The organism is Bradyrhizobium sp. WCU1 (genome assembly GCF_053474805.1).
Map to the genome: position 1 here is coordinate 4,418,254 of NZ_CM130280.1, position 25,281 is coordinate 4,443,534.

General features: G+C 65.4%; 30 protein-coding genes. 16 read left to right on the top strand and 14 right to left on the bottom strand.

The window, feature by feature from the left end; translation table 11 throughout:
• Positions 1-72: 72 nt before the first annotated feature.
• Positions 73-261, bottom strand: coding sequence for a hypothetical protein (locus tag ACTUWL_RS20390; protein WP_021079440.1), 189 nt, complete (start codon positions 259-261; stop codon positions 73-75).
• A 220-nt stretch (positions 262-481) separates the two neighbouring features.
• Here ACTUWL_RS20390 and ACTUWL_RS20395 point away from each other — a divergent pair, with 220 nt between their 5' ends.
• A complete protein-coding gene (locus ACTUWL_RS20395; protein WP_146160397.1) occupies positions 482-664 on the top strand; it encodes a hypothetical protein in 183 nt (60 codons plus the stop codon).
• 98 nt (positions 665-762) lie between these two features.
• Here the strand turns inward: ACTUWL_RS20395 and ACTUWL_RS20400 are convergent, their stop codons facing one another.
• The 3 genes from ACTUWL_RS20400 to ACTUWL_RS20410 all read right to left on the bottom strand — a co-directional run bounded on the left by ACTUWL_RS20400 (position 763) and on the right by ACTUWL_RS20410 (position 3,754).
• Complete coding sequence (locus tag ACTUWL_RS20400) at positions 763-1,080, bottom strand: hypothetical protein (protein WP_021079441.1); 318 nt, start codon at positions 1,078-1,080, stop codon at positions 763-765.
• Between the two features lie 290 nt (positions 1,081-1,370).
• Complete coding sequence (locus tag ACTUWL_RS20405; protein WP_021079442.1) at positions 1,371-2,933, bottom strand: glycoside hydrolase family 17 protein; 1,563 nt, start codon at positions 2,931-2,933, stop codon at positions 1,371-1,373.
• 167 nt (positions 2,934-3,100) lie between these two features.
• Positions 3,101-3,754 carry a DNA-3-methyladenine glycosylase family protein gene (locus ACTUWL_RS20410; RefSeq protein ID WP_021079443.1) on the bottom strand — a complete coding sequence of 218 codons (654 nt, stop codon included), beginning with the start codon at positions 3,752-3,754 and terminating at the stop codon, positions 3,101-3,103.
• Between the two features lie 138 nt (positions 3,755-3,892).
• On the opposite strand from ACTUWL_RS20410, the gene gluQRS reads away from it, so the two are divergent.
• Entirely contained in the window at positions 3,893-4,765 is an 873-nt protein-coding gene (gluQRS, locus tag ACTUWL_RS20415) for a tRNA glutamyl-Q(34) synthetase GluQRS (RefSeq protein WP_021079444.1), read from the top strand.
• Positions 4,766-5,067: 302 nt separating this feature from the next.
• Positions 5,068-6,420: an ATP-binding protein gene (locus tag ACTUWL_RS20420; protein ID WP_021079445.1), complete on the top strand. Its 1,353-nt coding sequence runs from the start codon at positions 5,068-5,070 to the stop codon at positions 6,418-6,420.
• Here ACTUWL_RS20420 and ACTUWL_RS20425 read toward each other — a convergent pair.
• Positions 6,347-7,207: a YihY/virulence factor BrkB family protein gene (locus tag ACTUWL_RS20425; RefSeq protein WP_373011826.1), complete on the bottom strand. Its 861-nt coding sequence runs from the start codon at positions 7,205-7,207 to the stop codon at positions 6,347-6,349. The genes ACTUWL_RS20420 and ACTUWL_RS20425 overlap by 74 nt on opposite strands.
• Before the next feature lie 166 nt (positions 7,208-7,373).
• On the opposite strand from ACTUWL_RS20425, the gene ACTUWL_RS20430 reads away from it, so the two are divergent.
• The 5 genes from ACTUWL_RS20430 to ACTUWL_RS20450 all read left to right on the top strand — a co-directional run bounded on the left by ACTUWL_RS20430 (position 7,374) and on the right by ACTUWL_RS20450 (position 11,244).
• On the top strand, positions 7,374-7,568 hold the full coding sequence (locus tag ACTUWL_RS20430) for a twin transmembrane helix small protein (RefSeq protein ID WP_035651704.1): 195 nt from the start codon (positions 7,374-7,376) through the stop codon (positions 7,566-7,568).
• A 157-nt stretch (positions 7,569-7,725) separates the two neighbouring features.
• Complete coding sequence (locus ACTUWL_RS20435) at positions 7,726-8,298, top strand: cob(I)yrinic acid a,c-diamide adenosyltransferase (RefSeq protein WP_021079448.1); 573 nt, start codon at positions 7,726-7,728, stop codon at positions 8,296-8,298.
• Between the two features lie 117 nt (positions 8,299-8,415).
• Positions 8,416-9,165, top strand: coding sequence for an electron transfer flavoprotein subunit beta/FixA family protein (locus ACTUWL_RS20440; RefSeq protein WP_021079449.1), 750 nt, complete (start codon positions 8,416-8,418; stop codon positions 9,163-9,165).
• Positions 9,165-10,115, top strand: coding sequence for an electron transfer flavoprotein subunit alpha/FixB family protein (locus tag ACTUWL_RS20445; protein ID WP_021079450.1), 951 nt, complete (start codon positions 9,165-9,167; stop codon positions 10,113-10,115). The genes ACTUWL_RS20440 and ACTUWL_RS20445 overlap by 1 nt, the downstream gene beginning before the upstream one ends.
• A gap of 247 nt (positions 10,116-10,362) precedes the next feature.
• Complete coding sequence (locus ACTUWL_RS20450) at positions 10,363-11,244, top strand: 3-hydroxybutyryl-CoA dehydrogenase (RefSeq protein WP_035651741.1); 882 nt, start codon at positions 10,363-10,365, stop codon at positions 11,242-11,244.
• Positions 11,245-11,255: 11 nt separating this feature from the next.
• On the opposite strand, the gene ACTUWL_RS20455 is transcribed toward ACTUWL_RS20450, so the two are convergent.
• The 3 genes from ACTUWL_RS20455 to ACTUWL_RS20465 are packed head-to-tail and all read right to left on the bottom strand — an operon-like array spanning position 11,256 to position 12,969.
• Positions 11,256-11,381 (bottom strand): hypothetical protein, encoded by a 126-nt coding sequence (locus ACTUWL_RS20455; RefSeq protein WP_021079452.1) that lies wholly within the window; start codon positions 11,379-11,381, stop codon positions 11,256-11,258.
• Positions 11,378-12,589, bottom strand: coding sequence for a pyridoxal phosphate-dependent aminotransferase (locus ACTUWL_RS20460; protein WP_021079453.1), 1,212 nt, complete (start codon positions 12,587-12,589; stop codon positions 11,378-11,380). The genes ACTUWL_RS20455 and ACTUWL_RS20460 overlap by 4 nt, the downstream gene beginning before the upstream one ends.
• Positions 12,586-12,969, bottom strand: coding sequence for a tautomerase family protein (locus ACTUWL_RS20465; protein WP_021079454.1), 384 nt, complete (start codon positions 12,967-12,969; stop codon positions 12,586-12,588). The genes ACTUWL_RS20460 and ACTUWL_RS20465 overlap by 4 nt, the downstream gene beginning before the upstream one ends.
• 108 nt (positions 12,970-13,077) lie before the next feature.
• On the opposite strand from ACTUWL_RS20465, the gene ACTUWL_RS20470 reads away from it, so the two are divergent.
• On the top strand, positions 13,078-13,935 hold the full coding sequence (locus ACTUWL_RS20470; protein ID WP_021079455.1) for a LysR substrate-binding domain-containing protein: 858 nt from the start codon (positions 13,078-13,080) through the stop codon (positions 13,933-13,935).
• A gap of 7 nt (positions 13,936-13,942) precedes the next feature.
• Here the strand turns inward: ACTUWL_RS20470 and ACTUWL_RS20475 are convergent, their stop codons facing one another.
• Complete coding sequence (locus ACTUWL_RS20475; protein ID WP_021079456.1) at positions 13,943-14,305, bottom strand: hypothetical protein; 363 nt, start codon at positions 14,303-14,305, stop codon at positions 13,943-13,945.
• 82 nt (positions 14,306-14,387) lie between these two features.
• On the opposite strand from ACTUWL_RS20475, the gene ACTUWL_RS20480 reads away from it, so the two are divergent.
• From ACTUWL_RS20480 to ACTUWL_RS20490, 3 genes are all read left to right on the top strand, one after another.
• Entirely contained in the window at positions 14,388-14,963 is a 576-nt protein-coding gene (locus ACTUWL_RS20480; protein ID WP_021079457.1) for a hypothetical protein, read from the top strand.
• Positions 14,964-14,973: 10 nt separating this feature from the next.
• Positions 14,974-15,192, top strand: coding sequence for a helix-turn-helix domain-containing protein (locus tag ACTUWL_RS20485; protein WP_021079458.1), 219 nt, complete (start codon positions 14,974-14,976; stop codon positions 15,190-15,192).
• 81 nt (positions 15,193-15,273) lie between these two features.
• A complete protein-coding gene (locus ACTUWL_RS20490) occupies positions 15,274-15,462 on the top strand; it encodes a putative motility protein (RefSeq protein WP_021079459.1) in 189 nt (62 codons plus the stop codon).
• Here the strand turns inward: ACTUWL_RS20490 and tlpA are convergent, their stop codons facing one another.
• Entirely contained in the window at positions 15,463-16,143 is a 681-nt protein-coding gene (gene tlpA / locus ACTUWL_RS20495) for a thiol:disulfide interchange protein TlpA (protein WP_021079460.1), read from the bottom strand.
• Between the two features lie 128 nt (positions 16,144-16,271).
• Here tlpA and argH point away from each other — a divergent pair, with 128 nt between their 5' ends.
• The 3 genes from argH (at position 16,272) to lysA (ending at position 19,369) form a co-directional block, all read left to right on the top strand.
• Complete coding sequence (gene argH / locus ACTUWL_RS20500; protein WP_021079461.1) at positions 16,272-17,669, top strand: argininosuccinate lyase; 1,398 nt, start codon at positions 16,272-16,274, stop codon at positions 17,667-17,669.
• Between the two features lie 92 nt (positions 17,670-17,761).
• Entirely contained in the window at positions 17,762-18,031 is a 270-nt protein-coding gene (lptM, locus tag ACTUWL_RS20505; protein WP_021079462.1) for an LPS translocon maturation chaperone LptM, read from the top strand.
• Between the two features lie 72 nt (positions 18,032-18,103).
• Positions 18,104-19,369 (top strand): diaminopimelate decarboxylase, encoded by a 1,266-nt coding sequence (lysA, locus tag ACTUWL_RS20510; RefSeq protein ID WP_021079463.1) that lies wholly within the window; start codon positions 18,104-18,106, stop codon positions 19,367-19,369.
• Positions 19,370-19,549: 180 nt separating this feature from the next.
• Here lysA and ACTUWL_RS20515 read toward each other — a convergent pair whose 3' ends face one another.
• A complete protein-coding gene (locus tag ACTUWL_RS20515) occupies positions 19,550-20,461 on the bottom strand; it encodes an NAD(P)-dependent oxidoreductase (protein WP_021079464.1) in 912 nt (303 codons plus the stop codon).
• A 193-nt stretch (positions 20,462-20,654) separates the two neighbouring features.
• Entirely contained in the window at positions 20,655-21,038 is a 384-nt protein-coding gene (locus tag ACTUWL_RS20520; RefSeq protein WP_018268955.1) for a carboxymuconolactone decarboxylase family protein, read from the bottom strand.
• 172 nt (positions 21,039-21,210) lie between these two features.
• Between ACTUWL_RS20520 and ACTUWL_RS20525 the strand changes: the two genes are divergently transcribed.
• On the top strand, positions 21,211-23,820 hold the full coding sequence (locus tag ACTUWL_RS20525) for a TIGR02302 family protein (RefSeq protein ID WP_021079465.1): 2,610 nt from the start codon (positions 21,211-21,213) through the stop codon (positions 23,818-23,820).
• Positions 23,821-23,977: 157 nt separating this feature from the next.
• Here ACTUWL_RS20525 and ACTUWL_RS20530 read toward each other — a convergent pair whose 3' ends face one another.
• Positions 23,978-24,355, bottom strand: a complete 378-nt coding sequence (locus ACTUWL_RS20530) for a response regulator (protein ID WP_106940487.1) — start codon at positions 24,353-24,355, stop codon at positions 23,978-23,980.
• Between the two features lie 37 nt (positions 24,356-24,392).
• Entirely contained in the window at positions 24,393-25,250 is an 858-nt protein-coding gene (locus tag ACTUWL_RS20535) for an MJ0042-type zinc finger domain-containing protein (protein WP_021079467.1), read from the bottom strand.
• Positions 25,251-25,281 lie beyond the last annotated feature (31 nt).

A 25,281-nucleotide genomic window follows, 5' to 3' on the forward strand; every position in this document is an offset into this window, starting at 1 on the left:
AGGTCCATACGCAGACCGCCGTGATGATGGATACAGCAACGCACCACGTGGTCAGTCGCAGGCGATCATTGGTCACGGCAATACCGTTGCAATCGCGAGCTCAGCTTGGGTGACACCCGACTGCCCCGCTGCCAAGTAGATCGCGGCGATTGCGACGAGCGCCAAAGCCACGTATCCGACGGTGATCAAGCCGCCGTGATTGCCGATCGGCAGTGTGGATCGAATCGTAGAGTGGGGAATTGCGGGAATTGCAATCTTCATGACAACTCTCCTGCAAATTACTTCCATTCAAATACGCAAGGCATCATCGCTTGGCAGGCACAACGGCGCAGTGAAATCGTTCACAAGCGCGCCCGCACCAACGGGATTATTCGCCCTCGAAGGTTCGGATGACAGCTCAATTTTTTCGCAGCACCTGCAACGGCGATAGGCAGCCCATTCGAGAAAGTATCTTTTGATCAGCCTCCACCGTGATCGACCGATGGCGAAATCTCACGAGTACAATGCGCCCAATCTGTTCTTGGATAATTTCGCAGCTTTGGAGAAGTCGTTTCGTCCGGCGGCGATTGTTTCGCCGATACCGAGCCGCTCGAAACGCGTTCACGACATCGCGAGCCGCGGCGCCGAATTTGTTCCTGAGCCGATGTCGCCTGGTGGCGCATAACGAAATTCGCCCTGAGCATCGGAACGCCGGCTTGTTGATGTGAAGCGAACGCAATTCTCCCCGATCGAGATGGGCTGCTCTTGACCCGTTGCGGTCTCTCAGTCCGGCCAGCGCTCTGCTTCGATTGCGGCGACCACGTCGCTTACTTTGAAACTCTGATATACGCGCGGCTCGATGCCGAGCAGCCTGCGGACCCGGTCGCGCACTTGCTTGAAGGGGTACTCCCCGGGGGCATATTTTGACAGATCGACTTTTCCCTCAATGCAGAATTCCCGCGTGGCCCACAGCACCACATCCAAGGCGAAATCGTCGCCATAGATACCCAAGTCGCCATACAGTTCTGTGTGGGGCGTTATCGTCGTGCCGCGAGCCCAAGGTCGAAGACGCTCCTCAACTCGGCGAAAAACCTCGTTCATCTCGGCTAAGTCTTTCAATCTAAGTTACTTGATCATATCGAGGAGCGGGCCGCGCTAGCGCCGTTACTCCACCGCTACCATTCTCGCGATTGCCATCTAACAAGCTTTTGGCGGGCCGCCCCAGTTGGGGGCTTCTTTCATATCAGGCCAAGGTCGCGATGTCGTCTGTTGGCCCTTCGCGGACATTCAGTCTGCCATCGTTGACGTCTGCTTGTTAGGGCAATCCGGACCCCGCCATTTCCACACGCCCGTACCGGATTCATGAGTACGCGCCCTGAAGCCGGAACGCTTCACGCACGCGCCCGCCACAGCGTCACCGCAAGCAGCATGAAGACGGCGCACGTCCACAGCGCCTGCCAGTTCTCAAGTCCTTCGTTGAGGACCGTATAGATCGCGGCTCCGACAAAGATCCCGGCAAAGATCGATTCCGCCAGCGGGCGGGCTCCCTTGGTGGGCGGATTGAGCAGCGTCATCGCCGCAAACGGCACGGCCGCCATGGTGAGAGGTGCAAAGGGAAAATCGATGAAGCGCGGATCGAACACGAGGCCGAGCGCTGCCGCCGTCCCGACCACGACGGTGACGATCAGCGCCAATCCGTGCATGGTCACCAGCACCGACTCCGTGTGGGAGCCCTTCGGACCCAGCAATTCCAGGAAGCTTGAGGGCACGCGGCCCGACATCAGGGCGTTGGCGCCGAACACCGGCGAGGCCGTTGCCGCCACCAGCAGCGAGCCCCACAACAGCCAGCCTCCGGTGCCGTAGCTTTCATAGACCATGCGCTGCGCGGCGACCCCGAGCAGGATTCCCCCTGTCGTCGCGGATACGCCGACCGCCAACCATGATCCGAACTCGGGCGGCCTCGGCCTGCGGCGCAAGGTCAGCCATGCGACGCCGAACACCAGGATCGCCAGCGCCATGCCGCTGCACATCTGCAGCTTCCAGGCCGGAAAATTGCTGACCGGCTGGCCCGGCGGATATTTCAGCGCGCGCTGCTCGGAATCGAACAGGCCCCAGGAGCCGCCGATCGTGCCTTCGATCTCGCGCTTCCACCCTTCGTCATAGGCCTCGAACAGGTTGACGCGGAAATGCTCGCGCCGCGCCAGGTCGAGCACCTCCGCGACCACGCGCGCCTGATTGGTGCGCGACGGCAGCGCGGACTCGCGCATCCGCCCCTCGCTCGGCCAGCCGATTTCTCCGATGAAGATTTCCTTGCCCGGAAACGCCGCCGCGACCTGCTTGCGAATCTCGTCTGCGTGCGCGGCGGCCAGATCGGCCCGGATTGGAATGTTCTCCCAATAGGGCAGGATATGAATCGTGACGAAATCGACTGCGTCGGAAAGCTCGCGATTGCTCAGCCAGAACTCCCAGACCTCGGCATAGGTGACGGGGACGGTGACCTGCGCCTTGATCGAGCGGATCAGGGCGGCGAGGTCGGACGCCGCCATTTCCTTGCGCAGCAAGACCTCGTTGCCGACCACGAGTGCGATGATCGTGTCCGGATATTCCCTGGCGAGGCGGATCGCGGTTTCGACCTGCGTTGCATTCTTCTTCCGGTCCCGATCGAGGAAGATGCCCTGAATGACTTTCAGCCCTGCCTTGGCCGCAAGTCCGGGAATCTGGTCGAGGCCGAGATCGGTCGCATAGGTGCGGATGCAGTGCGATATCTTGGCAAGCTGGGCCAGATCTTCCGCGATCTGTTCCGGCGTGACCTGCGTCGCCGGCGAGAGCGACGTCTGATTGTCGCGGAACGGGGCGTAGGAGATGCACTGAACCTTGTCGTTCGGATCGATCGGCGCGCGCGGCAGGTTGACCGGGATGCCCAGCCACCACCACGCGGTGGCGATAGCGCCCAAGGATATCAGGAGAAGCGTCAGCGGGGTGCGAAGCGATACCAGGTCGGTCCCCCTTGCAGGAAGGATGTGCTGGGCGTGCGAAATGGCGAGGCCGGCAAATTGAAAAACTATGCGTCGGTTGGTGCTATATCACGCGATGACACAGTTGGCGTGTCTTTCTCGACGGCCTACTTCGCACCGGCGATCACGCCTTCGCGATTCCTGAGTACGCGATAATAGGCCCACCACAGATGGGCGGCGGCGCCGCGCAGCGGCCGCCACGGCTCGGCCAGCGGCGCCATCTGCTTCGGCGTCGGCCGCTCCTTCAAGCCGAGCCCGACCTTGACCGCCTCCTGCACCGCGAGGTCGCCCGCGGGCCACGCATCGCCGTGGCCGAGGCAGAACAGCAGATAGACGTCGGCGGTCCACGGGCCGATCCCGGGCAGCGCGGTCAGCGTGTTGTGCGCGGCATCGGCCTCCTCGTTGGCAAGCACGTCGAGGTTCAGCCGCTCCTCGGCGAGCTCGCGGGCGATGTGTTTCAGCGTCTTGATCTTCGCGGCGGACAATCCGAGCCGGCCGAGGCGGTCGGCGCGCGCCTTGCGGATCGCATCATGGTGGAACGGGTCGAAAGCCTGGCTGACGCGGCCCCAGATCGCGGCAGCACTCGCGGTCGACAGCTGCTGGCCGCAGATGATCGCGGCGAGCCCGGCAAACCCCGGCTCGCGCTGCCGGATCGCCGGCATGCCGGTCGCTTCGAGGATCGGGCGCAGGCGGCGATCCTGGTCGACCAGTTTGTGGACGGCGTCGTCGAGGTCGGCCTGGGTTTCGAGATGAATCAGCATTGCGGGCTCTTCGTCATTGAGCATGGGCCGTCTGAACGATGGCATCGCTGGCGCGCCCATCGGCGACGTTCTTTTTGTCGGAGTTAGTTGTAAGAGCATGGATGCCCGGGACAAGCCCGGCATGACGAGATCAATTGGATGCCGCCACCCGTTTTCCGTTTTGCGCCGAGTCCGAACGGTTATCTGCATCTCGGCCACGCCTACTCCGCGTTGCTCAATTTCGATCTGGCGCGGCAGGGGGGTGGGCATCTGCTGCTCCGGATCGAAGACATCGATTCGATGCGCTGTCGTCCGGAATTCGAAGCCGCGATCTACGAGGACCTCGCCTGGCTCGGCATCACCTGGGAGACCCCGGTGCGACGCCAGTCGGAGCATTTCGCCGCCTATCGCGCGGCGATCGACCGCCTGTCGGTGCAGGGGCTGGTCTATCCGAGCTTCGAGAGCCGCGCCGATATCGCGCGGCTGGTCGCCGAACGCGAGGCTGGCGGTGCCTGGCCGCGCGATCCGGACGGTGCGCCGCTTTATCCGGGGGCGGCGAAATCGCTGTCGGCCGGGGAGCGCGACCGGCTGATCGGGCAGGGCGCGCCGTTCGCGCTGCGACTCGACATGGCCGCAGCCGCCGCGCGCGCCGGCAGCCTCTCCTGGCAGGAGGCCGGCGAGGGGCCGGGCGGCGAGAGCGGTGACGTCGCGGCCCGGCCCGAGGCTTGGGGCGACGTGATCCTGGCCCGCAAGGAGACCCCAACCAGCTACCATCTCTCGGTCGTGATCGACGACGCCTTGCAAGGCGTCACCGATGTGGTCAGGGGCGCTGACCTGTTCTGGTCGACCAGCGTGCATCGGCTGTTGCAGGCGCTACTCGGCCTGCCCGCACCCGCCTACCGGCACCATGCGCTGATCCGCGACGCGGCGGGTCAAAAACTGTCGAAATCCACCCGCGCGACCGGGCTGCGCGAATTGCGGGCTGCGGGGGCAAGCCCCGCCGACATCCGCCGTCTGGTCGATTTGGAGTAGTCCGCCACCGACGTGCTGCGCGGCTCTCTACCCTGGCGGAGGCGATGGGGCTTGCGCGATTTCGGAATAATAGAAAAGTACCACCGATTTGCCCGACATGTCAAGTTGCGGCGTTGGACGCCGGCTGCTTTGCATGGGGTTGTTTTCGACATTTTGCTCGGAGGCGCCCCTCGCGGCAGCTGGCGCCGCAAGTAGATGGACCGCTTACCATCATCCTGATTTGGCTTGGCTCCTCCCGAACAGCGCCGTGACTCCGCCACTCCTGGCATGCCATGTTGCCTCCGGGGCGGGGTCACGAGATCATGGCGGCATCATCGCGCGGAGGGCGCAGCAAGCGGCGAGCAAAGGGCGCGCCGTCGACGACCCGCGCCGCCAAGACGCGCAAGGCCAAGGCCAGCAAGTCGAAGACCCGCAAGTCCAAGGCGGCGGCCAAGCCGCGCCGCACGCGGACCGCGCCAAAGACATCCGCCAAGTCCGGAGCCAAGTCTGGAGCCAAGTCCGGATCGAAGTCCGGTCCCGGCATGGTCGAGACCGCTCTCGCCGCCTTTGCCCATGAGGTGCGGACGCCGCTGACCGGAATCCTCGCGATCAGCAATCTGCTCGCGACGTCGGATCTCGGAGAGCGCGAGCGGCGCTGGGTCGACACCATCAGGGCCGGCGCCGAGCACCTGGCGAGCCTTGCGACCCTGTTGGTCGATGCCGCCCGCAGCGAGGGGCCGGGGCTCGAGATCCGGCAGGACTTCTTCGACCTGCGCACACTGGCGCGCCTCGCCGGCGATTCGCTGGCGGGCCGGGCGGCAGCCAAGGGACTGCGGGCCTCGATCGAGGTCTCCGCCGAGTTGCCCGCCTTCGCGGTAGGCGATCCCGTCCGCCTGCGCGCGGCGCTGGAAAATCTGATCGACAACGCGGTCAAGTTCACCGAGCAGGGCAGCATCGAGCTGCGCGTCGCACCGGTGCGCGCCGGCAAGCGAAGGGCGAACGGCAGGATCGGCATTGCCTTTGCGATTGCCGACAGCGGTATCGGCCTGACGCTTCCTGAGCTCAAGCGCCTGTTCCGGCCGTTCTCGCAGGCCAATGTCTCGATCGCCGCGCGGTTCGGCGGCGCCGGGCTCGGCCTGTCCTCGGTCAAGCAGCTTGCGCGCGCCATGGGCGGCGACATCGTCGTGGCCCAGCGCTCGGGCGGCGGCACCGTCTTCACGCTCAACGTGGAACTGGTTTCAGCCGAAGGACCGGCCGGTGCGTCGTCGCGCGAAGGCGCAACAGCGCCGTTATCGCAGGGGCTGCGGCTGCTCAGCGTCGAGGACAATCCGTTCGGCCGCGTCGTGCTCAACACCATCCTGACCGAGCTCGGTCACCACGCCGAATTTATAGGTCAGGGCGAGGGCGCGGCCGACAGGCTCGGACAGGGTGCCTTCGATGCGGTGCTGATGGACATGGTGCTGCCCGGCATCGGCGGCGTCGAGGCGATCAAGCGCATCCGCGCGCTGCCGCCGCCGCGCGGCCGGATCGCGATCGTCGGGATCTCCGGCCGTGCCGAGGACGAAGCCGCGGCGCGCGCCGCCGGCGCCGACGCCTTCCTGGTCAAGCCTGTTTCTCCGCGGGCACTCGCAACTGCGCTGCATGAAGCGATACGCCGCGCGGCAGCCGCGACTTGATGATCGCGGCGTTCAATTCGCCGCCGAACACGAAGATCGCGGCGATGAAATACATGAACACCAGCGCGATCACCACCGAGGCGAGCCCCGCATACATCGTGACGTAATTGTTGGCGAAGCGCGCCAGGTACATGCCGAAGCCGATGCCTGAGATCAGCGACGCCACCACGGTAAAGATGATGCCAGGCAGGATCTGCGTGAAGCCGCGGCGCCCCGCCGGCAGCCAGGCATGCAGGATGAACAGCGCGACGACCAGCGCCAGGATCGTGATGCCGTAGCGGGCGATGTTGAGCAGGCTCTCGTTGGATTCGACGAAGAACGGGATGTAGCGCCGCGCCGCCTCGATGATCAGCGGCCCGAGCACGATCAGGAACGCCATCGCGAGCGAGGTGAAGGCAGCCACCAGCGTGTAGCCGATCGATTCCAGGCGCAGCCAGTACCAGCGCCGCGGCTCGATCACGGCATAGGCGCGGTTCAGCGCCACCCGCAGCGCCTCGACGCCGTTGGAGGCGAAGTACACCGCGAGCACCGCGCCGATGGTCAGGATGTCGCCGCGGGTGTTGGTCAGCACGTCGTGGATCTGGCCCGACAGCGCCCCGGCGACCTGATCCGGCCAGACCTGGAGCAGCAGCCCGACCGCCTGGTCGGCGAGCTCCTTGGAGCCGAAGAAGCCGGCCAGCGACGTCAGCACGATCAGGAACGGGAACAGCGCCATCAGGGTCGACAGCGCGATGTGGCTTGAGATCGCCCAGCCGTCATCGGCGAGGAACGTGTAAAAGGCATCCATCACGACGTGGGTGACGTAACGAAGCTGCTTCACATTCCACCCGGCATTGTCGAAAACGGCTCGGTCCGAGAACGGACCCAGCATCTGATATTACGCACTGAAAAGCCAGTTGGTTGCATCGGCCGCCTGTGTGGAAGTCCGCGTCATGCGGTGTTATGTACCGCAGATGACATCTCTTCTCAGCACGATCATTCTTCCCATCGCCGTCGGCGCCGTCGCGCTGGTGCTCCTGCTCGGCCTCATCAACATGATGAAGGGCGGCTCGCCGAACACGTCGCAGAAGCTGATGCGGCTGCGCGTGCTCTTTCAGTTCGTCGCTATCGTCATCGCGATGCTCGCGGTCTGGGCGATGGGGCGATAGATGCGCTATCGTACACCTCTCCCATTGGGAGAGGTCGGATCGCCAAAGGCGATCCGGGTGAGGGGCTTTGGTTTATCGTTAGACTGTAACCCCTCACCCGCTCGCAAGATGCTCGCGACCTCTCCCTACGGGAGAGGTGTCAACACCGGAGCTCACCATGGTCGTTCTCAATCGGATCTACACGCGCACCGGCGATGACGGCACCACCGCGCTCGGCTCCGGCGAGCGGCGGCCGAAATACGATCTGCGCGTCGCCGCCTATGGCACCGTCGACGAGACCAACGCCGCGATCGGCGTGGTGCGGCTGCATCTGGCTGATAGTCCCGAGGTCGATGCGATGCTCGGCCGGATCCAGAACGATCTGTTCGATCTCGGCGCCGACCTTGCGGTGCCCGAGCGCGAGGGCAAGGCCGAACGCCTGCGCGTGCTGGCGAGCCAGGTCGAGCGCCTCGAGCGCGACATCGACAGCCTGAACGATCAGCTCGCGCCGCTGACCTCGTTCGTGCTGCCCGGCGGCACGCCTGCCGCTGCATATCTGCATCTCGCCCGGACGATATGTCGCCGTGCGGAACGGATGATGGTGGAACTCGCCGCCCGGCCCGACGAGCCGGTCAATCAAGCTGGCATCCAGTATATGAATCGCCTGTCGGATTTCCTGTTCGTTGCCAGCCGCTTCCAGAACAATAAAGGGGCGGGGGACGTGTTGTGGGTGCCCGGCCAGAACCGTTAGACTGGCTCAAAACCGGGTGACGGTTTTTTGGCGTTGGCGCGTTGACCGGGGGAAACGGGACCTTTAGGTTCCGCGCCAGCCAACCGAAACCCATAAAATCAAAGCGAAAGAGGATCGATGAAGGTTCTTGTGCCGGTAAAGCGGGTCGTCGACTATAACGTCAAGGTCCGCGTCAAGAGCGACGGGACGGGCGTGGAGCTCGCCAACGTCAAGATGTCGATGAACCCGTTCGACGAGATCGCCGTCGAGGAAGCGCTGCGGCTGAAGGAAGCCGGCAAGGCGACCGAAGTGGTGGTGGTGTCGATCGGACCCGCGCAGGCCTCCGAGACCATCCGCACCGCCCTTGCGATGGGCGCCGACCGCGGCATCCTGGTCAAGGCCGAAGGCAATGTCGAACCGCTCGCGGTCGCCAAGATCCTGAAGGCGGTGGTCGAGGCGGAGCAGCCCGGCCTCGTCATTCTCGGCAAGCAGGCGATCGACGACGATTCGAACCAGACCGGCCAGATGCTGGCCGCGCTGCTCGGCTGGTCGCAGGCGACCTTCGCCTCCAAGCTCGAAGTCGAAGGATCGGACTTCAAGGTCACCCGCGAAGTCGACGGCGGCCTGCAGACCATCAAGCTGAAGGGCCCGGCGATCGTCACCACCGACCTCCGCCTCAACGAGCCGCGCTATGCGTCGCTGCCCAACATCATGAAGGCGAAGAAGAAGCCGATCGACGACAAGAGCGTCGCGGACTACGGCGTCGACGTGACGCCGCGTCTGGAAGTGCTGAAGACCGCGGAACCGGCAGGCCGCAAGGCGGGCGTCAAGGTCAAGGACGTCGCCGAACTCGTGAACAAGCTCAAGACCGAAGCCGGGGTTCTCTGATGACGACGCTGTTGATTGCCGAACACGACCACGAGACCCTGAAGGACTCGACCAACAAGGCGCTGACCGCGGCGAGCCAGCTCGGCGGCGACGTGCATGTGCTGGTTGCCGGTGGCGGCCAGGGCACCAAGGCGGCGGCGGAAGCAGCCGCCAAGCTCGCCGGCGTCAGCAAGGTGCTGGTGGCCGAAGGCCCCGCCTATGAGCACGATCTTGCCGAGCCGCTGGCTGCGCTGATCGTCGCGCTGGCGCCGAACTATGACGCCTTCGTCGCGCCCGCTACCTCGCGCTTCAAGAACGTGATGCCGCGCGTCGCAGCCTTGCTCGACGTCATGCAGGTCTCCGAGATCATCAAGGTCGTCGCGCCCGACACCTATGAGCGGCCGATCTATGCCGGCAACGCGATCCAGACCGTGAAGTCGAAGGACGCCAAGAAGGTGATCACCGTCCGCACCTCGACCTTCGCCGCCGCCGGCGAAGGCGGCAGCGCGGCGATCGAGAACGCCGCTTCCGCCGCCGATCCGGGCCTGTCCACGTTCGTCGGCGAGGAGGTCGCCAAGAGCGACCGTCCGGAACTGACCTCGGCCAAGATCATCGTCTCGGGCGGCCGCGCCATGCAGAGCCGCGAGAACTTCGCCAAGTACATCGAGCCGCTCGCCGACAAGCTCGGCGCCGGGGTCGGCGCCTCGCGCGCCGCGGTCGATGCCGGCTATGCGCCGAACGACTGGCAGGTCGGCCAGACCGGCAAGGTGGTGGCCCCGGAACTCTATGTCGCGGTCGGCATCTCCGGCGCGATCCAGCATCTGGCCGGCATGAAGGACTCCAAGGTGATCGTCGCCATCAACAAGGATGAAGACGCGCCGATCTTCCAGGTCGCCGATTACGGCCTGGTCGCCGACCTCTACCAGGCGGTTCCGGAGCTGACCGAAGCGCTCGGCAAGCTCGGAAAGTAAGCGACAAGACACCGGCCGGGTGGGTAAGCTCCGGCCGGTGTTATGATTTTCGAGGCAATGATCCGGAAACGTTTTTCCGGAAGGATCATGCCCGACAGGGGAAATGGGACCCCGGTGTGATGACCTGTCATCACACCATGGTCTCGGGAAACGTTTTCCGGCGGATTGGGCAACCCGGAAGGCTGCACTTCGGGTATCGTTGGGATTGGGCAGGCGCGACATGCGCGCCGTTCCGGTGGATGACAAGATGACGGTGGCAATCAAAAAGGTCGGCGTGATCGGTTCGGGCCAGATGGGCAATGGCATTGCCCATGTGGCGGCGCTGGCCGGCTTCGACGTGGCGCTCAACGACGTGTCCGGCGACCGGCTGAAGTCGGCGTTGGCGACCATCAACGGCAATCTGACCCGCCAGGTCGCCAAGAAGGCGATCAGCGAGACCGACCGCAAGCAGGCGCTCGACCGCATTACCTCCGCCGAGACGATCGATGCGCTGGCCGATTGCGATCTCGTGATCGAGACCGCGGTCGAGAAGGAAGAGACCAAGCGCAAGATCTTCCACGACGTCTGCGCGGTGCTGAAGCCGGATGCGATCGTCGCGACCAACTCGTCGTCGATCTCGATCACGCGGCTCGCCGCCTCGACCGACCGCCCGGAGAAATTCATCGGCATTCATTTCATGAATCCGGTGCCGGCGATGGAGCTGGTCGAGCTGATCCGCGGTATCGCCACCGACGACGCGACCTTCGACGCCGCCAAGGCGTTCGTTGCCAAGCTCGGCAAGCAGGTCGCGGTGTCGGAAGATTTCCCTGCCTTCATCGTCAATCGCATTTTGCTGCCGATGATCAACGAGGCGATCTACACGCTGTATGAAGGCGTCGGCAATGTCGAGGCGATCGATGCCGCGATGAAGCTCGGCGCGCATCATCCGATGGGCCCGCTCGAGCTCGCCGATTTCATCGGCCTCGACACCTGCCTGTCGATCATGCAGGTGCTGCACGAGGGCCTGGCCGACTCCAAATACCGGCCGTGCCCGCTGCTGGTGAAGTATGTCGAAGCCGGCTGGCTCGGACGCAAGAGCCAGCGCGGCTTCTACGACTATCGCGGCGACAAGCCGATCCCGACCCGATAATCACCGCGTCTTCAGATCAGTGCCCGCAGCAGCGCAAGCGTCGCGGGCACGAGACTGACAACCATCGTCACACCCGTTCCAAGCCCGAGCAGATGCGCCGTCAGCGCGAGACGCTGGCTCTTCGCGTGAGGCGTCATTGGAGGGCCTCGCAGGCGCGCTTCAGCCGTCTTGCAGCCTCCTCGATGGTCGATGACGGGTTGGCGAAGCTGACGCGGATGTAGGGCGACAGCCCGAGATCCTCGCCGGGAAACACCACGACGTCCGCTTCCTCGAGCAGATAGGTCGAGAAGTCTCGGTCGGTCTCGATCACCTTGCCGTCGGGTGTACGCTTGCTGATCACGCCGGCGCAGTTGACCAGCAAATAGAACGTGCCCTCGGGCGGCGTGCAGGAGAGCCCGTTGCATCCGTTGACCAGTTCGGCAAAGCGATCGCGCCGCGTGCGAAGGATCGCGGCGCGCTCGAGCAGCACATCCTGTGCGCCATCGAGCGCGGCGACCGCCGCGGCCTGGCTGATCGACGATGCGCCGGACGTGGTCTGCGACTGGATCGCGATCATCGCGCGGATCAGCGCCGCAGGTCCGGCGGCATAGCCGATCCGCCATCCCATCATGGCGTAGCTCTTGGCGAGGCCGCTGACGGTCAATGTCCGAGGCTTCAGGCGCGGTTCGATCTCCGCCAGCGTCGTCGCCGGCGCACCATCGAACGCGATGTGCTCGTAGAGCCCGTCGGCCAGCACCCAGATCTCCGGATGCCGCGACAGGACTGCGGCGATCTCGGCCAGGTCCTCGCGCGAATAGAGCGCGCCGGAGGGATTGACCGGATTGTTGATCACGATCCAGCGCGTCCGCGCCGAGATCGCCGCCTGCAGATCCTCCGCGCGCAGCTTGAAGCCGTTGTTCTGCGCGCACGGTACGACCACCGGCGTGCCGTGCGAAAGCCGCACCTGATCGAGATAGGGCGCCCAATAGGGCGCGGGGATGATCACCTCATCGCCCGGCGCCAGCGTCGCCAGCAGCGCATTGAACAACGCCTGGGTCGAGCCGTTGGTGATCACGATCTCATCCAGCCGATAGTCGAGACGATGGTCGCGCAGCAGCGCGGCCTGCACCGCCCGCTTCAGCTCCGGCGTGCCGTCGACGTCGGTGTAGCGGGTCTCGCCGCGCAACGCCGCGTCATGCGCCGCCGCGATCACATGGTCCGGTGTCGGGAAGTCGAGATTGCCCGACGACAGCTCGATGATGTCGCGCCCGGCGGCGCGCAACTCGCGGGCGCGTCGACGCAGCACCGATGCGGGCGACGCCTTGATGCCGCTCATGCGCGGCGAGAGGATCGGTGTTGCGGTCATCGGACGTACTGTGCCTCGCCGTTGCCGAACGACCAGTTCTCGGGGAGCACCTCGACGAGGTTGATGAAGATGTCCTCACGGCGCAGGCCGGGACTTTCCGCCAGCAGTTCGGCGATCCGCCGATACAGCCTCTGCTTCTGCGCCACCGGACGGGTGTTGCTGACGGTGATCTGGATGATGACCAGGTCGTCGCTCCGCCCGATGCCGAGGTAATCGGCGCCATAGACGAAGTCGTCGCCGTCGTGCTCGGAGATCGTCATGAAGCGATCGCCCTCCGGCACATCGAAGGTCTCGCGCATCGCGCGATAAAGGTTCTCGAGAATCGATTTGCGGTAGGCGGCGGGCTTGCCCCGCCGCAGTGAGACGCGGGTCAGCGGCATGATGATGGCTCTCCTGGCGGCGATCGTTGCGTTCAGCCGAACCTAGGGGCTTCTTGATCATTGAAAAACCGTATGATAAATGATTTTAATGATATTCATTTTAAATGAATGGCCATGAAGGCGCTCGACATCGAGGCGGTGCAGGCCTTCGTGCTGGTGGCGGACCTCAGCAGCTTCACCCGCGCCGCGCAGGCGATGGAGACCACGCAGTCCGCGGTCAGCCTGAAGATCAGACGGCTGGAGGACGGGCTCGGCCGCCGGCTGCTGGAGCGAACGCCGCGGCTGGTTCGGCTGTCTGCCGAAGGCGCCGCCTTCCTCGGCGCGGCGCGCAACCTGGTTGCCGCGCATCAGTCGGCGATCGGGTCGTTCGCGGCCGAACACCGGCGGCTGATGGTCGGTATCAGCCACCACATCGTCGGATCGGAGCTCGCATCGCTGTTGAAGCGGATGAACGCCACTGATCCAGGACTGGTGATCCAGCTGCATGTCGATACGTCACGCGCGGTGCTCGGCGCATTCGACGACGGCAGGCTCGATGCGGCGATCGTGCTGCGCCACGACGCCAGGCGTCGCGATGGCGACGTGCTGTTCGAGGAGCCGTTCGGCTGGATGGCCGCCCCGGACTTCCACCACCGGCCCGGCGAGCCGCTGCGGCTCGCGACCCAAGCCGAGCCGTGCAGCGTGCGGGCCATGGCGGTCGAGGTCCTCGACGCTGCCGGCATCGCCTGGACCGAGGCGTTTGTCGGTGGCGGGCTTTCGACCATCGGGGCCGCCATATCCGCAGGCCTCGCGGTTGCCGCGCTGGCGCGCCGGGTGGCGCCGGCCGATACCGTCGACCTCGGGCCGCGGCTTGGCCTGCCGCCATTGCCGTCGCGCGACGTCATGCTGCACTCGAAACTGTCGGACGCACGGACCCGGCAGGCGCTGCGCACCCTCGGTGCAGCCTTCGCGGCGAACGCAGCCTAGACGTCCGTCATTCGGTCAAGCGACACCCGGCACGCTTGAGCATGTCGCGGATGATCAGCGGCGTGGCCGGCGTCCCGTTTGCGGCAGCCGCACCGGCGATCGCATCGCGGGCCTGCTGGGCGTCGAGCGTCAGCCGCCGGGCACAAGGCGGCAGGCCGCGGGCGGTATCGAGCAGCCAGCCGGCGGTTTCGCCTGACCCAGCCAGATAGGCCGTCAATGTCTGGCGCGCGGTCGGATTGGTGGCGGCCTGATCCAGCATCGCCCTGACCTGCGCCACCGAGATCTGTCCGCGTGATGTCGAAGGCTGTGCCGGCGCGGCCGTGGTCAGGAAGAGGAGGGCGCAGATGACGCACGTCGGACGATTGAGCATGAGGTGACCTTTCAATGCATGTTGACTTGCAGATATTAATTATCATAAAACAATAATATCAGGTCAGCACCCGAGGTCGAGCATGTCCGTGACCCTCTCATCAGAACCGTCCCAGTTTGCGCGGCCGGCCCGCCTCGCGCGCATCAGCGCGATCAGCCGCCTGCTTGCCTATGCCTGCACCGGCATCTCGTTCCTGCTCGCTGTGGGATTGCTGGCCTATTGGCTGGCGAGCCCCGACGAGGCGATCCTGCGCGATGCGGGGCTGACCGGCTTCGCGTTCCATCCGATCGGCTGGCTGGTCCGCCTGATGGCTCTCGCGGTCTCGGCGCTGCCGTTGGCCGGTCTGATCTGGGGACTGTCGCGGGTGCGGCGCTGCTTCAATTCGTTCGCGGCAGGACGTTTCTTCACGGCGGATAACGTTGCGGGGTTGCGCGATCTCGCGATCGCGATGCTGGTCTCGACCCTGCTGAAGCCGCTGATCGGCGCGCTGCTCTCGATCCTGCTGAGCTGGCAGACCTACGCGCAGGGCCAGTCCATCGTCATCGCGCTCGGCTCCGACACGCTGCTGGCGCTGTTGTTTGCGGGTCTGGTCGCGGTAACGGCCTGGGTGATGGCCGAGGCCAATGCGATCGCCGACGAGCACGCGCAATTCGTCTGAGGCATTTGCGATGCCGATCCGGGTCCGGCTCAACGTGATGCTCGCCGAGCGCAACGTGAAATCGAAGGAGCTCGCCGAATATGTCGGGATCACCGAGGCCAATCTGTCCCTGCTCAAGCAGGGCAAGGTGAAGGGCGTCCGGTTCGACACGCTGGAGCGGATCTGCACCTATCTGAAGTGCCAGCCCGGCGACCTCCTGCGCCATGAAGACGACGATGCGTCAGCCTGACACGGCCATCCATTACCCAAGCATTAACTTTCGCGCGCTACCTAAGGTCGAACTTGCAAGTTGGACTTGGGAGTACCGCGTATGGACACGATGAGCATGGTCACCAGCATCCTCTCGATGCAGCAGGGCAATCTGCAGGGTGAGATCGCGACCCGCGTGACCAAGCAGAACCTCGACGCGGAAAAGTTCGCGGTTCAGACCCTGCTCGGTACGCCGTCGACCGCCAATCTCGGTGCCGGCATCGGTGGCAACCTCAACGCCGTCGCCTGATCAGAACCCGGCCGCCGCAGGCTGTAGCGCCGCCTTCACCAGCTTGATCGCGTCGTCGCTCGCCCATTCGGCGGGGCCGGCGATGTTGGCGATTTCGCAGCCCTTGCCGTCGACCAGCACCGAGGTCGGCATGCCCAAGGCCTTGCCTATGTTCTTAAGATCCTGAAACACCTTGGCTTTCTGGTCGCTGAAATAGCCGAGATTGGTCAGATTGGCCTCTTTCAGGAAGTTTTTCGGCTTGTCCGGGTCGCGGGTGTCGATGTTGATCGCGACCACCTCGAAATCCTTGCCGCCGAGCTTGGTCTGCAGGCTGTCGAGCGCCGGCATCTCCTTGCGGCAGGGCACGCACCAGGTCGCCCACAGGTTCACCAGCACGGTCTTGCCGCGCCAGTCCGAAAGCTTCTTCGGCTGCCCATTGGCGTCCTCGAAGGCCAGGTCGGGCAGCCTCAAGGGAGTGGTCGCCATGGTCAGCGCCGCGACCTCGCCATGGGCGAGCGGGGCGATCTTCTTCGCCAGGTCCACCGCGCTGTTGCAGGCGATATCGCCGCCGGCGGGATGCCTGAGGCCGGAGATCCCGACATAGCCGATCACGGCTCCGACCAGCACGGCGCCGATCACCAGCGGGATGCGCCATTTGGCCGTCGGCCTGGTGGTCGATTCGGGTGGGGGCGTCTCGGGCATATCGTTTGTCATCCTGGGTCAGATATGGCTATGCAATGCCGGGAATACGTTAGGAACCGCCATGCTGTTTCGCCGCCACGGGCAATGAACCAGCACGGCCTGAAATACAAATTCGTGAGCGAGAAGTCATGAGCAACAAGATGTGGGGCGGCCGGTTCTCGGAGCGTCCCGACGCGATCATGGAGGAAATCAACGTCTCCATCGACGTCGACCGGCACCTTTATGCCCAGGACATTGCCGCGTCCAAGGCCCACGCCGCGATGCTCGCCGCGCAAGGCATCATCACGTCAGCTGATGCGAAAAATATCGGTAAAGGTCTAGACACGATTTTGTCAGAAATCGGCAAGGGCGATTTCGACTTCAAGCGCGCGCTCGAGGACATTCATATGAATGTCGAGTCGCGGCTGTCGGAGCTGATCGGGCCCGCGGCGGGCCGGCTGCACACCGCGCGCTCGCGCAACGACCAGGTCGCGACCGATTTCCGGCTCTATGTCCGCGACACCATCGATGAGACGAACGCGGCGCTGGCCGCGTTCCAGCGGGCCCTGGTGACCCGTGCGCTGGAGCATGCCGGAACCGTGATGCCGGGCTTCACCCATCTGCAGACCGCGCAACCAGTGACGTTCGGCCATCATCTGCTCGCCTATGTCGAGATGGCCGGCCGCGACCGTGGCCGCTTTATCGACGCGCGCAAGCGGCTGAACGAATCGCCGCTCGGCGCCGCGGCGCTCGCCGGCACCTCGTTTCCGATCGACCGCGCCGCGACGGCGAAGGCGCTCGGCTTCGACCGTCCGATGGCCAATTCGCTCGATGCGGTGTCGGACCGCGATTTCGTGCTGGAGACGCTCTCCGCGGCCGCGATCTGCGCGGTGCATATGTCGCGCTTCGCCGAGGAGATCGTGATCTGGACCTCGCCGCTGGTGGGCCTCGTCAAGCTCAGCGACAAGTTCACGACCGGCTCGTCGATCATGCCGCAGAAGCGCAATCCGGACGCCGCCGAGCTGGTGCGCGCCAAGACCGGCCGCGTGATCGGTGCACTCACCGCGCTGCTGATCGTGATGAAGGGCCTGCCGCTCGCCTATCAAAAGGACATGCAGGAGGACAAGCAGGGCGCGATGGAGGCGTTCGAGGCGCTGTCGCTCGCGATCCGCGCCATGACCGGCATGGTCGAGGATCTGGTGCCGGACGAGGCGAAGATGAAGGCCGCGGCCGGCGAGGGCTATGCCACCGCGACCGACCTGGCCGACTGGCTGGTGCGCACCCTGAAAATGCCGTTCCGCGATGCCCACCACGTTACCGGCCGCATCGTCGGCCTGGCCTCCAGCAAGGGCGTGGCACTGCACGAGCTGCCGCTTGCGGCCATGCAGGAGGTCGAGCCGAAGATTACCGCCGACGCGCTCAAGGTGCTCAGCGTCGAATCCTCGGTGAAAAGCCGGACCTCGTTTGGCGGCACGGCGCCGAAGAATGTGATGGCGCAGGCCAAGGCCTGGGCCAAGCGGCTGGAAAAAGAGCGAAAATTGGGCTGATCGAGAAAATTTGGCCGTGATTTCATCGTCCTCCGCCTCTCGCCAGAGCACGCCAATGTTTGTATGGTGCCGCCCGAATTGGGGAATTCGTCGTGATTAGCAAGAACCGCCTGACCCCCTCGGGATGGGCCATCATTGTGCTGAGCGTGTCAGCGCTGGCGCTCGGCGGCTGCGGCCGCAAGGGACCGCTTGACCTGCCGCCGACCGCGAACGCTGCGCCGGGTGCGGCAGCGAGCGACACCGATAGCGAGCGGGCGGCGCAGCCCAGCGTGTTCAATCCGACCTATGGCTCGGATGCCGCGCCGGCCGCGACGCGTGGCAATAAACGGCCCTTCGTCCTCGATCCGCTGCTCGGCAACTAATATCTGGAGCATGATCCGGAAGAGTGCGAAGCGGTTTTCCGACGAGATCATGTTCAAACAAACCAGCGTGTCATGAACCATTTCGACTATCGCAACGGTGTGCTGCATGCCGAGGCGGTCAATCTCATTGAGCTCGCGGAAGCCGTCGGCACGCCGTTCTATTGCTATTCGACGGCGACGCTGGAGCGGCACTACCGCGTCTTCACCGAGGCCTTCGCCGGCGAGAAGGCGCTGGTTTGCTACGCCATGAAGGCGAACTCCAACCAGTCGGTGCTGCGCACGCTGGCCAAACTCGGCGCCGGCGCCGACGTGGTGTCGGGCGGTGAGTTGAAGCGGGCGCTGGCGGCCGGCATCCCGCCGTCGAAGATCGTGTTCTCCGGCGTCGGCAAGACCGAGGGCGAGCTGCGTGCCGCGCTGGCTGTCGACATCCTCTGCATCAACATCGAGTCCGAGCCGGAGCTCGAGATGTTGTCGCGCCTTGCGGTCGAGATGAAGACCACCGCGCGGATCTCGGTGCGGGTCAATCCCGATGTCGATGCCGGCACCCATGCCAAGATCTCGACCGGCAAGTCGGAGAACAAGTTCGGCATTCCGATCGCGCGTGCCCGCGAGGTCTATGCCCGCGCCGCGAAGCTGCCGGGCATCAAGGTCACCGGCACCGACGTGCATATCGGCAGCCAGATTACCGATCTCGGCCCGCTGGAGGCCGCCTTCCGGCTGCTCGCCGAATTCGTGCAGACGCTGCGCGCCGACGGCCACGACATCTCGCATGTCGATTTCGGCGGCGGCCTCGGCATTCCCTATTACATGGACCGCGCCGCGCCGCCGGAACCTAATGCCTATGCCGCGATGGTCAAGCGCGTCACGCACAATCTCGGCTGCACGCTGATGTTCGAGCCGGGCCGCATGATCGTCGGCAATGCCGGCATCCTGGTTGCCCGCGTGATCCATGTGAAGCCGGGCGATGCCAAGAACTTCGTCATCATCGACGCGGCGATGAACGACCTGATCCGGCCGACGCTCTATGAAGCGCATCACGACATTCTGCCGGTGCGTCAGCCAGCCGCGGGCACGCCGGTCATGGTCGCCGACGTGGTCGGCCCGGTCTGCGAGACCGGCGACTATCTCGCGCTCGACCGCACGCTGCCGCAGCCGAAGGCCGGCGATCTGCTGGCGATCATGACCGCCGGCGCCTATGGCGCGGTGCAGTCCGGCACCTACAACACGCGGCCGCTGGTGCCGGAAGTGCTGGTCAAGGACGACCAGTACGCCGTCGTGCGCCCACGTATCGACGTCGACGCCCTGATCGCGATGGACAAGCCCGCGCCGTGGCTGTGAGGCTCTGAGCGTGCCGCATCAATAGTGTCGTCCTGGCGAAGGCCAGGACCCATAACCACCGCCCTTGATTGTTACACTGAGCTGGGGCTCCAGCTCAGCTACCCCACAAAATCCTGTGGTTATGGGTCCCGGGTCGCGCTTCGCTTGCCCGGGACGACAGCGTTTGTTTGGTCGACAGAGTCACTTCGCTGCGTGACTGCCGCCCTTGGCTCCGCCGACGATCACGCCCGCGGCCTTCTCGATCGGCTTGATTGCCGCAGTGAAATCCGACTCCGGTCCCTCGTCGCGGATGATGACCTCCCAGAGCCGGCCGACCGCTTCGGCGACTTCCATCGACAGCCCGAGCGCGCGCATCTCCTCGACGGCGAGGCGCACGTCCTTGACCATCAACCCGGTGGCGAAGCCGAAGTCGAAGCTGCGCGGCAAGACCGCGCGCGGAAACTTGTCGCGGCTCGCGGTGTTCAGCCCCGAGCCCGCATTGATGACGTCGATCATGACGGCCGGGTCCAGCCCGGACTTCACGCCCATCACCACCGCTTCCGAGGTCGCGACCATCGCGGTTGCGGAGAGGAAGTTGTTGGCCAGCTTCATGGTCTGGCCGGAGCCCGGCTTGGTGCCGATGAAGAACACCTTGCCGATGACGTCGAGCGCGCCCTTCACCAGCTCGAAATCGGCGCGCGGGCCCGACACCATCACCGCGAGCGTGCCCTTCTCGGCGCCTGACACACCACCGGAGACCGGGCTGTCGATCTGCACGATGTGCTTGTTCGCCAGCAGATCGTGGATCTTCACCGCCATCCGCGAGCCGACGGTGGAGAGATCGATGAAGCGCTTGACGCGCGTGCCCTCGATCACGCCGCCCGCACCGGTCGCGACCTCGAGCGAGGCTTGCAGCGACGGGAGACTCGCCATCACGGTCTCGACGCGGTCGGCGATGTCCTTGGGCGATGTCGCGGCCTGGGCGCCGAGCGCAACCAGCCTGTCGAGCGCGTCCTTGCTGGTGTCGAATACGGTGAGCTTGTGGCCGGCCTCGATCAGCCGGCGCGCCATCGGGAAGCCCATCTTCCCGAGGCCGATGAATCCGATTTCCATGGGTCGTTTCCTTTTCTTCGTTATGCGCGATATTCCGCGCCCCACACGCGATGTCGTCCTGGCGAAGGCCAGGACCCATTACCCCAGGAGCTTGTTGTTTCGCCGATCAGGGGCCACAGCTTTCGTAGCGATGACGTTCGGTGGTTATGGGTCCTGGCCTTCGCCAGGACGACGGCGGTAAGACAGCAGCGCCTCACGCCTTGTTGTCGAGTTCGGCGAACACTTCGCGCGCGATGCGGAAGCTGTCGACGCCGGCGGGGATGCCGGCATAGATCGAGACCTGCATGAAGATCTCGCGGATCTCGTCGCGGGAGACGCCGTTGGTCAGCGCGCCCTTGATGTGCGCCTTCAATTCGTGCGGCCGGTTCAGGATCGAGATCATGGCGAGGTTGAGCATGCTGCGGGTCTTGCGCGGCAGTTCCTCGCGGCCCCAGACCGCACCCCAGCAATATTCGGTGACGAGTTCCTGGAACGGCTTGTTGAAGCTGTCCGAGTTCTTCAGCGCATTGTTGACATAGGCCTCGCCGAGCACCGCCTTGCGGATTTCGAGCCCCTTGTCGTGCGTCTTCTGGTCCATATCGTTTCCTCGTGCGTTTAGGCTTGGGTTCGGTCCGGGAAGTTACGGGGTCGAACCGCCGCAGTCACGCCTTCGTGTTATGCGTATTTCCCGGTGTGGGTTACGTCGGGGAACGGGTGCCTCAAAGCCGCCGCCGTGCTAGGCTGACCTGCGGGCTACCCCGGAGATTTTATTGAGCGGAGCCAACATCGACCCGTCTGCCAACCCGTCAAGCGCCGCGCGCGACAGTGATGCGAGTGCACGGCTGAAGCTGACGCAACAGAGGCTCACCGAGGCCCTGCAGCGGGCAAAACTCGCGATTGCGTGGGAACGGGCCTGGCCGCATCTGGCGCGGTTCCTGACGGTCGTGGGTCTGTTCCTGGTCGCGTCCTGGGCCGGGCTTTGGCTGGTGCTGCCGTTTGCCGCACGGCTGGCCGGCGCCGGCCTGTTTGGGCTTGCCGCGCTCGCGACGCTGTTGCCGCTGCTGCGCTTCCGCTGGCCGAGCCGCGAGGAGGGGTTGAGCCGGCTCGACCGCGGCGTCGGCGTCCGGCATCGGCCGGCGACCACGCTTTCCGATACGCTCACCAACCAGGATCCGTTCGCGCTGGCGCTGTGGCAGGCGCAGCGCGAGCGCACGCTGGCGTCGATCAAGCGTATCCGTGCCGGCCTGCCGCGGCCGCGCGTCTCGCTGCACGATCCCTGGGCGCTGCGCGCGCTGGTCATCGTGATGCTGGTCGCGAGCTATGTCGCCGCCGGCGACGAACGCGGCCTGCGCGTCGCCTCCGCGTTCGACTGGAACGGCATCATGGCGCCGGCCAATGTCCGGGTCGATGCCTGGGTGACGCCGCCGAACTACACGGCCAAGCCGCCGATCATCCTGTCGAGTTCCAACAAGGACGCCAACGCGGCCGATGCGACCCCGCTCGCGGTTCCCTCGGGCAGCACGCTTCTGGTGCGCTCCAGCGGTGGCGCCATCGACGTCGTCGTGGGTGGCGGCGTCACCGAGGTCGCGCCCGAAGGGCAGGCGCCGAAGGGGACCAATGAGCGGCATTTCAAGATCACCGCCGACGGCACCGCGCATGTCCGCGCCCCGGCCGGCCAGCCGCAGTGGAAGTTCACCGCGACGCCGGACCGCCCGCCGTCGATTGCGCTGACCAAGGATCCGGAGCGGCAGGCGCGCGGCGCCTTGCAGATGTCCTACAAGCTCGAGGACGATTACGGCGTGACCGAAGCACGCGCGCAGTTCGCCGCGCGGCCCGCCGATGTGGCGAAGGATGCCGACGGCAAGGCCGCGCAGCGGCGGCCGCTGTTCGAGCCGCCGCAGTTTCCGCTGGTGCTGCCGAATGCCCGCACCCGTAACGGCGTCGGCCAGACCGTCAAGGATCTCAGCGAAGATCCCTACGCCGGCGCCGAGGTGACGCTGACGCTGACCGCCAAGGACGAGGCCGGCAATGAGGGCAAGAGCGAGCCCTTCAACATGCGCCTGCCGGAGCGGCTGTTCACCAAGCCCCTGGCGCGCGCGCTGATCGAGCAGCGCCGTATCCTGGCGCTCGACGCCAACCAGAACGGCCAGGTCTACGCCGCGCTCGATGCGCTGATGATCGCGCCGGAAATGTTCATGCCGGAGACCGGCTATTATCTCGGCCTCCACACCGTGGCCCGCCAGCTCGAGGCCGCGCGCACCGACGATCAGCTGCGCGAGGTCGTCGCCAGCCTGTGGGCGCTCGCCGTCACCATCGAGGACGGCAACATCAGCGACGTCGACAAGGCGCTGCGCGCGGCGCAGGACGCGCTCAAGCAGGCGCTGGAGCGCGGCGCGAGCGACGAGGAGATCAAGAAGCTCACCGACAATCTGCGCGCGGCGCTGGACAATTTCCTGCGCCAGATGGTCGAGCAGTTCCGCAACAATCCGCAGCAGCTCGCCCGGCCGCTCGATCCCAATGCCAAGGTGCTGAGCCAGCAGGACCTCAAGAACATGCTCGATCGCATGGAGCGGATGTCGCGCTCCGGCGACAAGGAGGCGGCGCGGCAGCTGCTCGAGCAGATGCAGCAGATGCTGGAAAACCTGCAGATGGCGCAGCCCAATCAGGGCGACGACGACATGCAGCAGTCGCTCAACGAGCTCGGCGACATGATCCGCAAGCAGCAGCAATTGCGCGACAAGACCTTCAAGCAGGGCCAGGATTCCCGCCGCGACCGCATGCGCGGCAAGCAGGGCGATCAGTCGATGGGTGACCTGCAGCAGGATCAGCAGGCGCTGCGCGACCGCCTGAAGAAGCTGCAGGAAGAGCTCGCCAAGCGCGGCATGGGGCCGGAGCAGCGCGGCCAGAAGGGCCAGAAAGGTCAGAAGGGCGATCAGGGCCAGCAGGGCGAGCAAGGCGACGATCAGGGTGACGATGGCGACGGGCTCGACCAGGCCGATTCCGCGATGGGCGATGCCTCCGGGCGGCTCGGCGAAGGCAATGCCGACGGCGCGGTGGATTCGCAGGGCCGCGCGCTGGATGCACTGCGCAAGGGCGCGCAGAACCTCGCCGATGCGATGCAGCAAGGCGACGGCGACCAGCAGGGCGACGGCCCCGGCAACCGCGTCGGCCGCCAGCAGAGCGGCGGCAACCAGACCGACCCGCTCGGCCGTCCGTTGCATGGCCGCGAATTCGGCGACGACTACACCGTGAAGATCCCCGGCGAGATCGACGTCCAGCGCGTCCGCCGCATCCTCGAAGAGCTGCGCCGCCGCCTCGCTGATCCGTCACGGCCGCAGATCGAGCTCGACTACATCGAGCGGCTGCTGAAGGATTATTGACATCACCGCACATTCCACTGGATCGCCCGGTTCAACCGGGCGATTTAGTCTCCCAGAGACGTCAGTGCTTGAATCGAGAAGCCGCGGCGTACTGGATGCCCCGCTTTCGCGGGGCATGACGAGGAGCAAATGAGGCGATTGCTTCGCTCGCGATGAACTACTGCGCCTTCCGCGCCGCCAGCGCGTCCGCCACGGCGGTGCGGATATCGGCGATCGAGAACGGCTTGGTCACCACGTCATGGACGATCGCCTCGAGGCCGGAGGCGCGTTCGCGCTGATGGGCGAAGCCGGTCATCAGCAGGATCTTCAATTCGGGAAAGTCGCGCGCCGCGGTCAGCGCCAGCGCGATGCCGTCCATCACGGGCATCTGGATGTCGGTGAGCAGGAGGTCGAAGGCGCCGTCATGGCGCGTCAAAACCTCCAGCGCCTCGGCGCCGTCCTGCGCGGTCACGGTCTCGTGGCCGTCCATGGCGATGGCGCGCGCCACCAGCGAGCGCATCGAATCTTCGTCGTCGGCGATCAGAACACGCGTCATGGTGAGTGTCGGTTCCCGCAAGTGTTGGCGCGCAGCCTCAGGCGCGGCCGCCGGTGAGGTCATGCTTGTTGAAGAAGCGTACGTCGATATTGCGGCCTTCGGGCGGCGGCGAGGCGAGGCGCGACTTGAAGAAGGCGCGTTCGCCGGGATTGAGCACCGGCTGCTCCAGCACCGCGTTCCAGGCATAGATCTCGGCACCCTGCGCGTCGCGGACCGAGAAGCGCAGCCGCGGCAGTTCGACCGGTTTCCTGGTCTGGCCGACGATCATGCCCTCGATCACCAGGACCGGCTTGCCGTCCACGGTCTCGTTGGTGATCTTGAGGTCCTTGAAGGCGAGGCCGCGCAGATTCACGTCGAGCCCGACCATCTTGTAGAACAGCGCGGTCTGCGGCAGCAGCCGCACCACGTCGTTGCGCCAGACGAACAGCGCGATGATCAGCGCGGCCATCGCGGCGCAGGTGGTCGGCAGCGCGCCGATCACCGGCATGAACGGAATCCGGGGCAGGGAGGGCAGGCGGAACAGGCGGGGAAGCAGGTGGAAACGGCGCTTTCCGGTCGCCTCCGCGCCGTCGGTATGGGCAGCGGCGTCCGCCTCGGCCACCGCCGGCCACGCGGTCGCTGCGTCGCTCCCCTCGGGCAGATCGGCCGAAATCGAGGGGCTCTCGACCACCGGGGTCTCGTCAGCCTCCTCGCGGCCCATCGCGTCCCATTCGGCGGCCAGATCGGAGCCCGCGGACTGATAGGCCAGGGTCGGCGCCGTCGCCCCGATCGCATCCTCCGGCCGGGCCAGCCAGACCTCGCGGCAACGGGAACAACGGACGGTGCGTCCGGCCTCCCCGAGGGTCGCCGGATTGATGGCATAGGATGTTGTACAGTGCGGGCAAACGATATGCATGGAGCCGAATCTCCACCGTGTGGTATGCCCG

Coding starts and splice junctions, on each gene's coding strand:
- ACTUWL_RS20535 (WP_021079467.1), bottom strand. CDS start 25,250: ATGCATATCGTTTGCCCGCACTGTACAACATCCTATGCCATCAATCCG.
- ACTUWL_RS20430 (WP_035651704.1), top strand. CDS start 7,374: ATGACATCTCTTCTCAGCACGATCATTCTTCCCATCGCCGTCGGCGCC.
- ACTUWL_RS20465 (WP_021079454.1), bottom strand. CDS start 12,969: ATGCCGCTGACCCGCGTCTCACTGCGGCGGGGCAAGCCCGCCGCCTAC.
- ACTUWL_RS20455 (WP_021079452.1), bottom strand. CDS start 11,381: ATGACGCCTCACGCGAAGAGCCAGCGTCTCGCGCTGACGGCGCATCTG.
- ACTUWL_RS20490 (WP_021079459.1), top strand. CDS start 15,274: ATGGACACGATGAGCATGGTCACCAGCATCCTCTCGATGCAGCAGGGC.
- ACTUWL_RS20450 (WP_035651741.1), top strand. CDS start 10,363: ATGACGGTGGCAATCAAAAAGGTCGGCGTGATCGGTTCGGGCCAGATG.
- ACTUWL_RS20395 (WP_146160397.1), top strand. CDS start 482: ATGGCGAAATCTCACGAGTACAATGCGCCCAATCTGTTCTTGGATAAT.
- ACTUWL_RS20475 (WP_021079456.1), bottom strand. CDS start 14,305: ATGCTCAATCGTCCGACGTGCGTCATCTGCGCCCTCCTCTTCCTGACC.
- ACTUWL_RS20425 (WP_373011826.1), bottom strand. CDS start 7,207: ATGGATGCCTTTTACACGTTCCTCGCCGATGACGGCTGGGCGATCTCA.
- tlpA (WP_021079460.1), bottom strand. CDS start 16,143: ATGCCCGAGACGCCCCCACCCGAATCGACCACCAGGCCGACGGCCAAA.
- ACTUWL_RS20515 (WP_021079464.1), bottom strand. CDS start 20,461: ATGGAAATCGGATTCATCGGCCTCGGGAAGATGGGCTTCCCGATGGCG.
- ACTUWL_RS20435 (WP_021079448.1), top strand. CDS start 7,726: ATGGTCGTTCTCAATCGGATCTACACGCGCACCGGCGATGACGGCACC.
- ACTUWL_RS20440 (WP_021079449.1), top strand. CDS start 8,416: ATGAAGGTTCTTGTGCCGGTAAAGCGGGTCGTCGACTATAACGTCAAG.
- gluQRS (WP_021079444.1), top strand. CDS start 3,893: ATGCCGCCACCCGTTTTCCGTTTTGCGCCGAGTCCGAACGGTTATCTG.
- ACTUWL_RS20485 (WP_021079458.1), top strand. CDS start 14,974: ATGCCGATCCGGGTCCGGCTCAACGTGATGCTCGCCGAGCGCAACGTG.
- ACTUWL_RS20390 (WP_021079440.1), bottom strand. CDS start 261: ATGAAGATTGCAATTCCCGCAATTCCCCACTCTACGATTCGATCCACA.
- ACTUWL_RS20470 (WP_021079455.1), top strand. CDS start 13,078: ATGGCCATGAAGGCGCTCGACATCGAGGCGGTGCAGGCCTTCGTGCTG.
- argH (WP_021079461.1), top strand. CDS start 16,272: ATGAGCAACAAGATGTGGGGCGGCCGGTTCTCGGAGCGTCCCGACGCG.
- ACTUWL_RS20520 (WP_018268955.1), bottom strand. CDS start 21,038: ATGGACCAGAAGACGCACGACAAGGGGCTCGAAATCCGCAAGGCGGTG.
- ACTUWL_RS20480 (WP_021079457.1), top strand. CDS start 14,388: ATGTCCGTGACCCTCTCATCAGAACCGTCCCAGTTTGCGCGGCCGGCC.
- lysA (WP_021079463.1), top strand. CDS start 18,104: ATGAACCATTTCGACTATCGCAACGGTGTGCTGCATGCCGAGGCGGTC.
- ACTUWL_RS20410 (WP_021079443.1), bottom strand. CDS start 3,754: ATGCTGATTCATCTCGAAACCCAGGCCGACCTCGACGACGCCGTCCAC.
- ACTUWL_RS20400 (WP_021079441.1), bottom strand. CDS start 1,080: ATGAACGAGGTTTTTCGCCGAGTTGAGGAGCGTCTTCGACCTTGGGCT.
- ACTUWL_RS20420 (WP_021079445.1), top strand. CDS start 5,068: ATGGCGGCATCATCGCGCGGAGGGCGCAGCAAGCGGCGAGCAAAGGGC.
- ACTUWL_RS20460 (WP_021079453.1), bottom strand. CDS start 12,589: ATGACCGCAACACCGATCCTCTCGCCGCGCATGAGCGGCATCAAGGCG.
- ACTUWL_RS20530 (WP_106940487.1), bottom strand. CDS start 24,355: ATGACGCGTGTTCTGATCGCCGACGACGAAGATTCGATGCGCTCGCTG.
- ACTUWL_RS20445 (WP_021079450.1), top strand. CDS start 9,165: ATGACGACGCTGTTGATTGCCGAACACGACCACGAGACCCTGAAGGAC.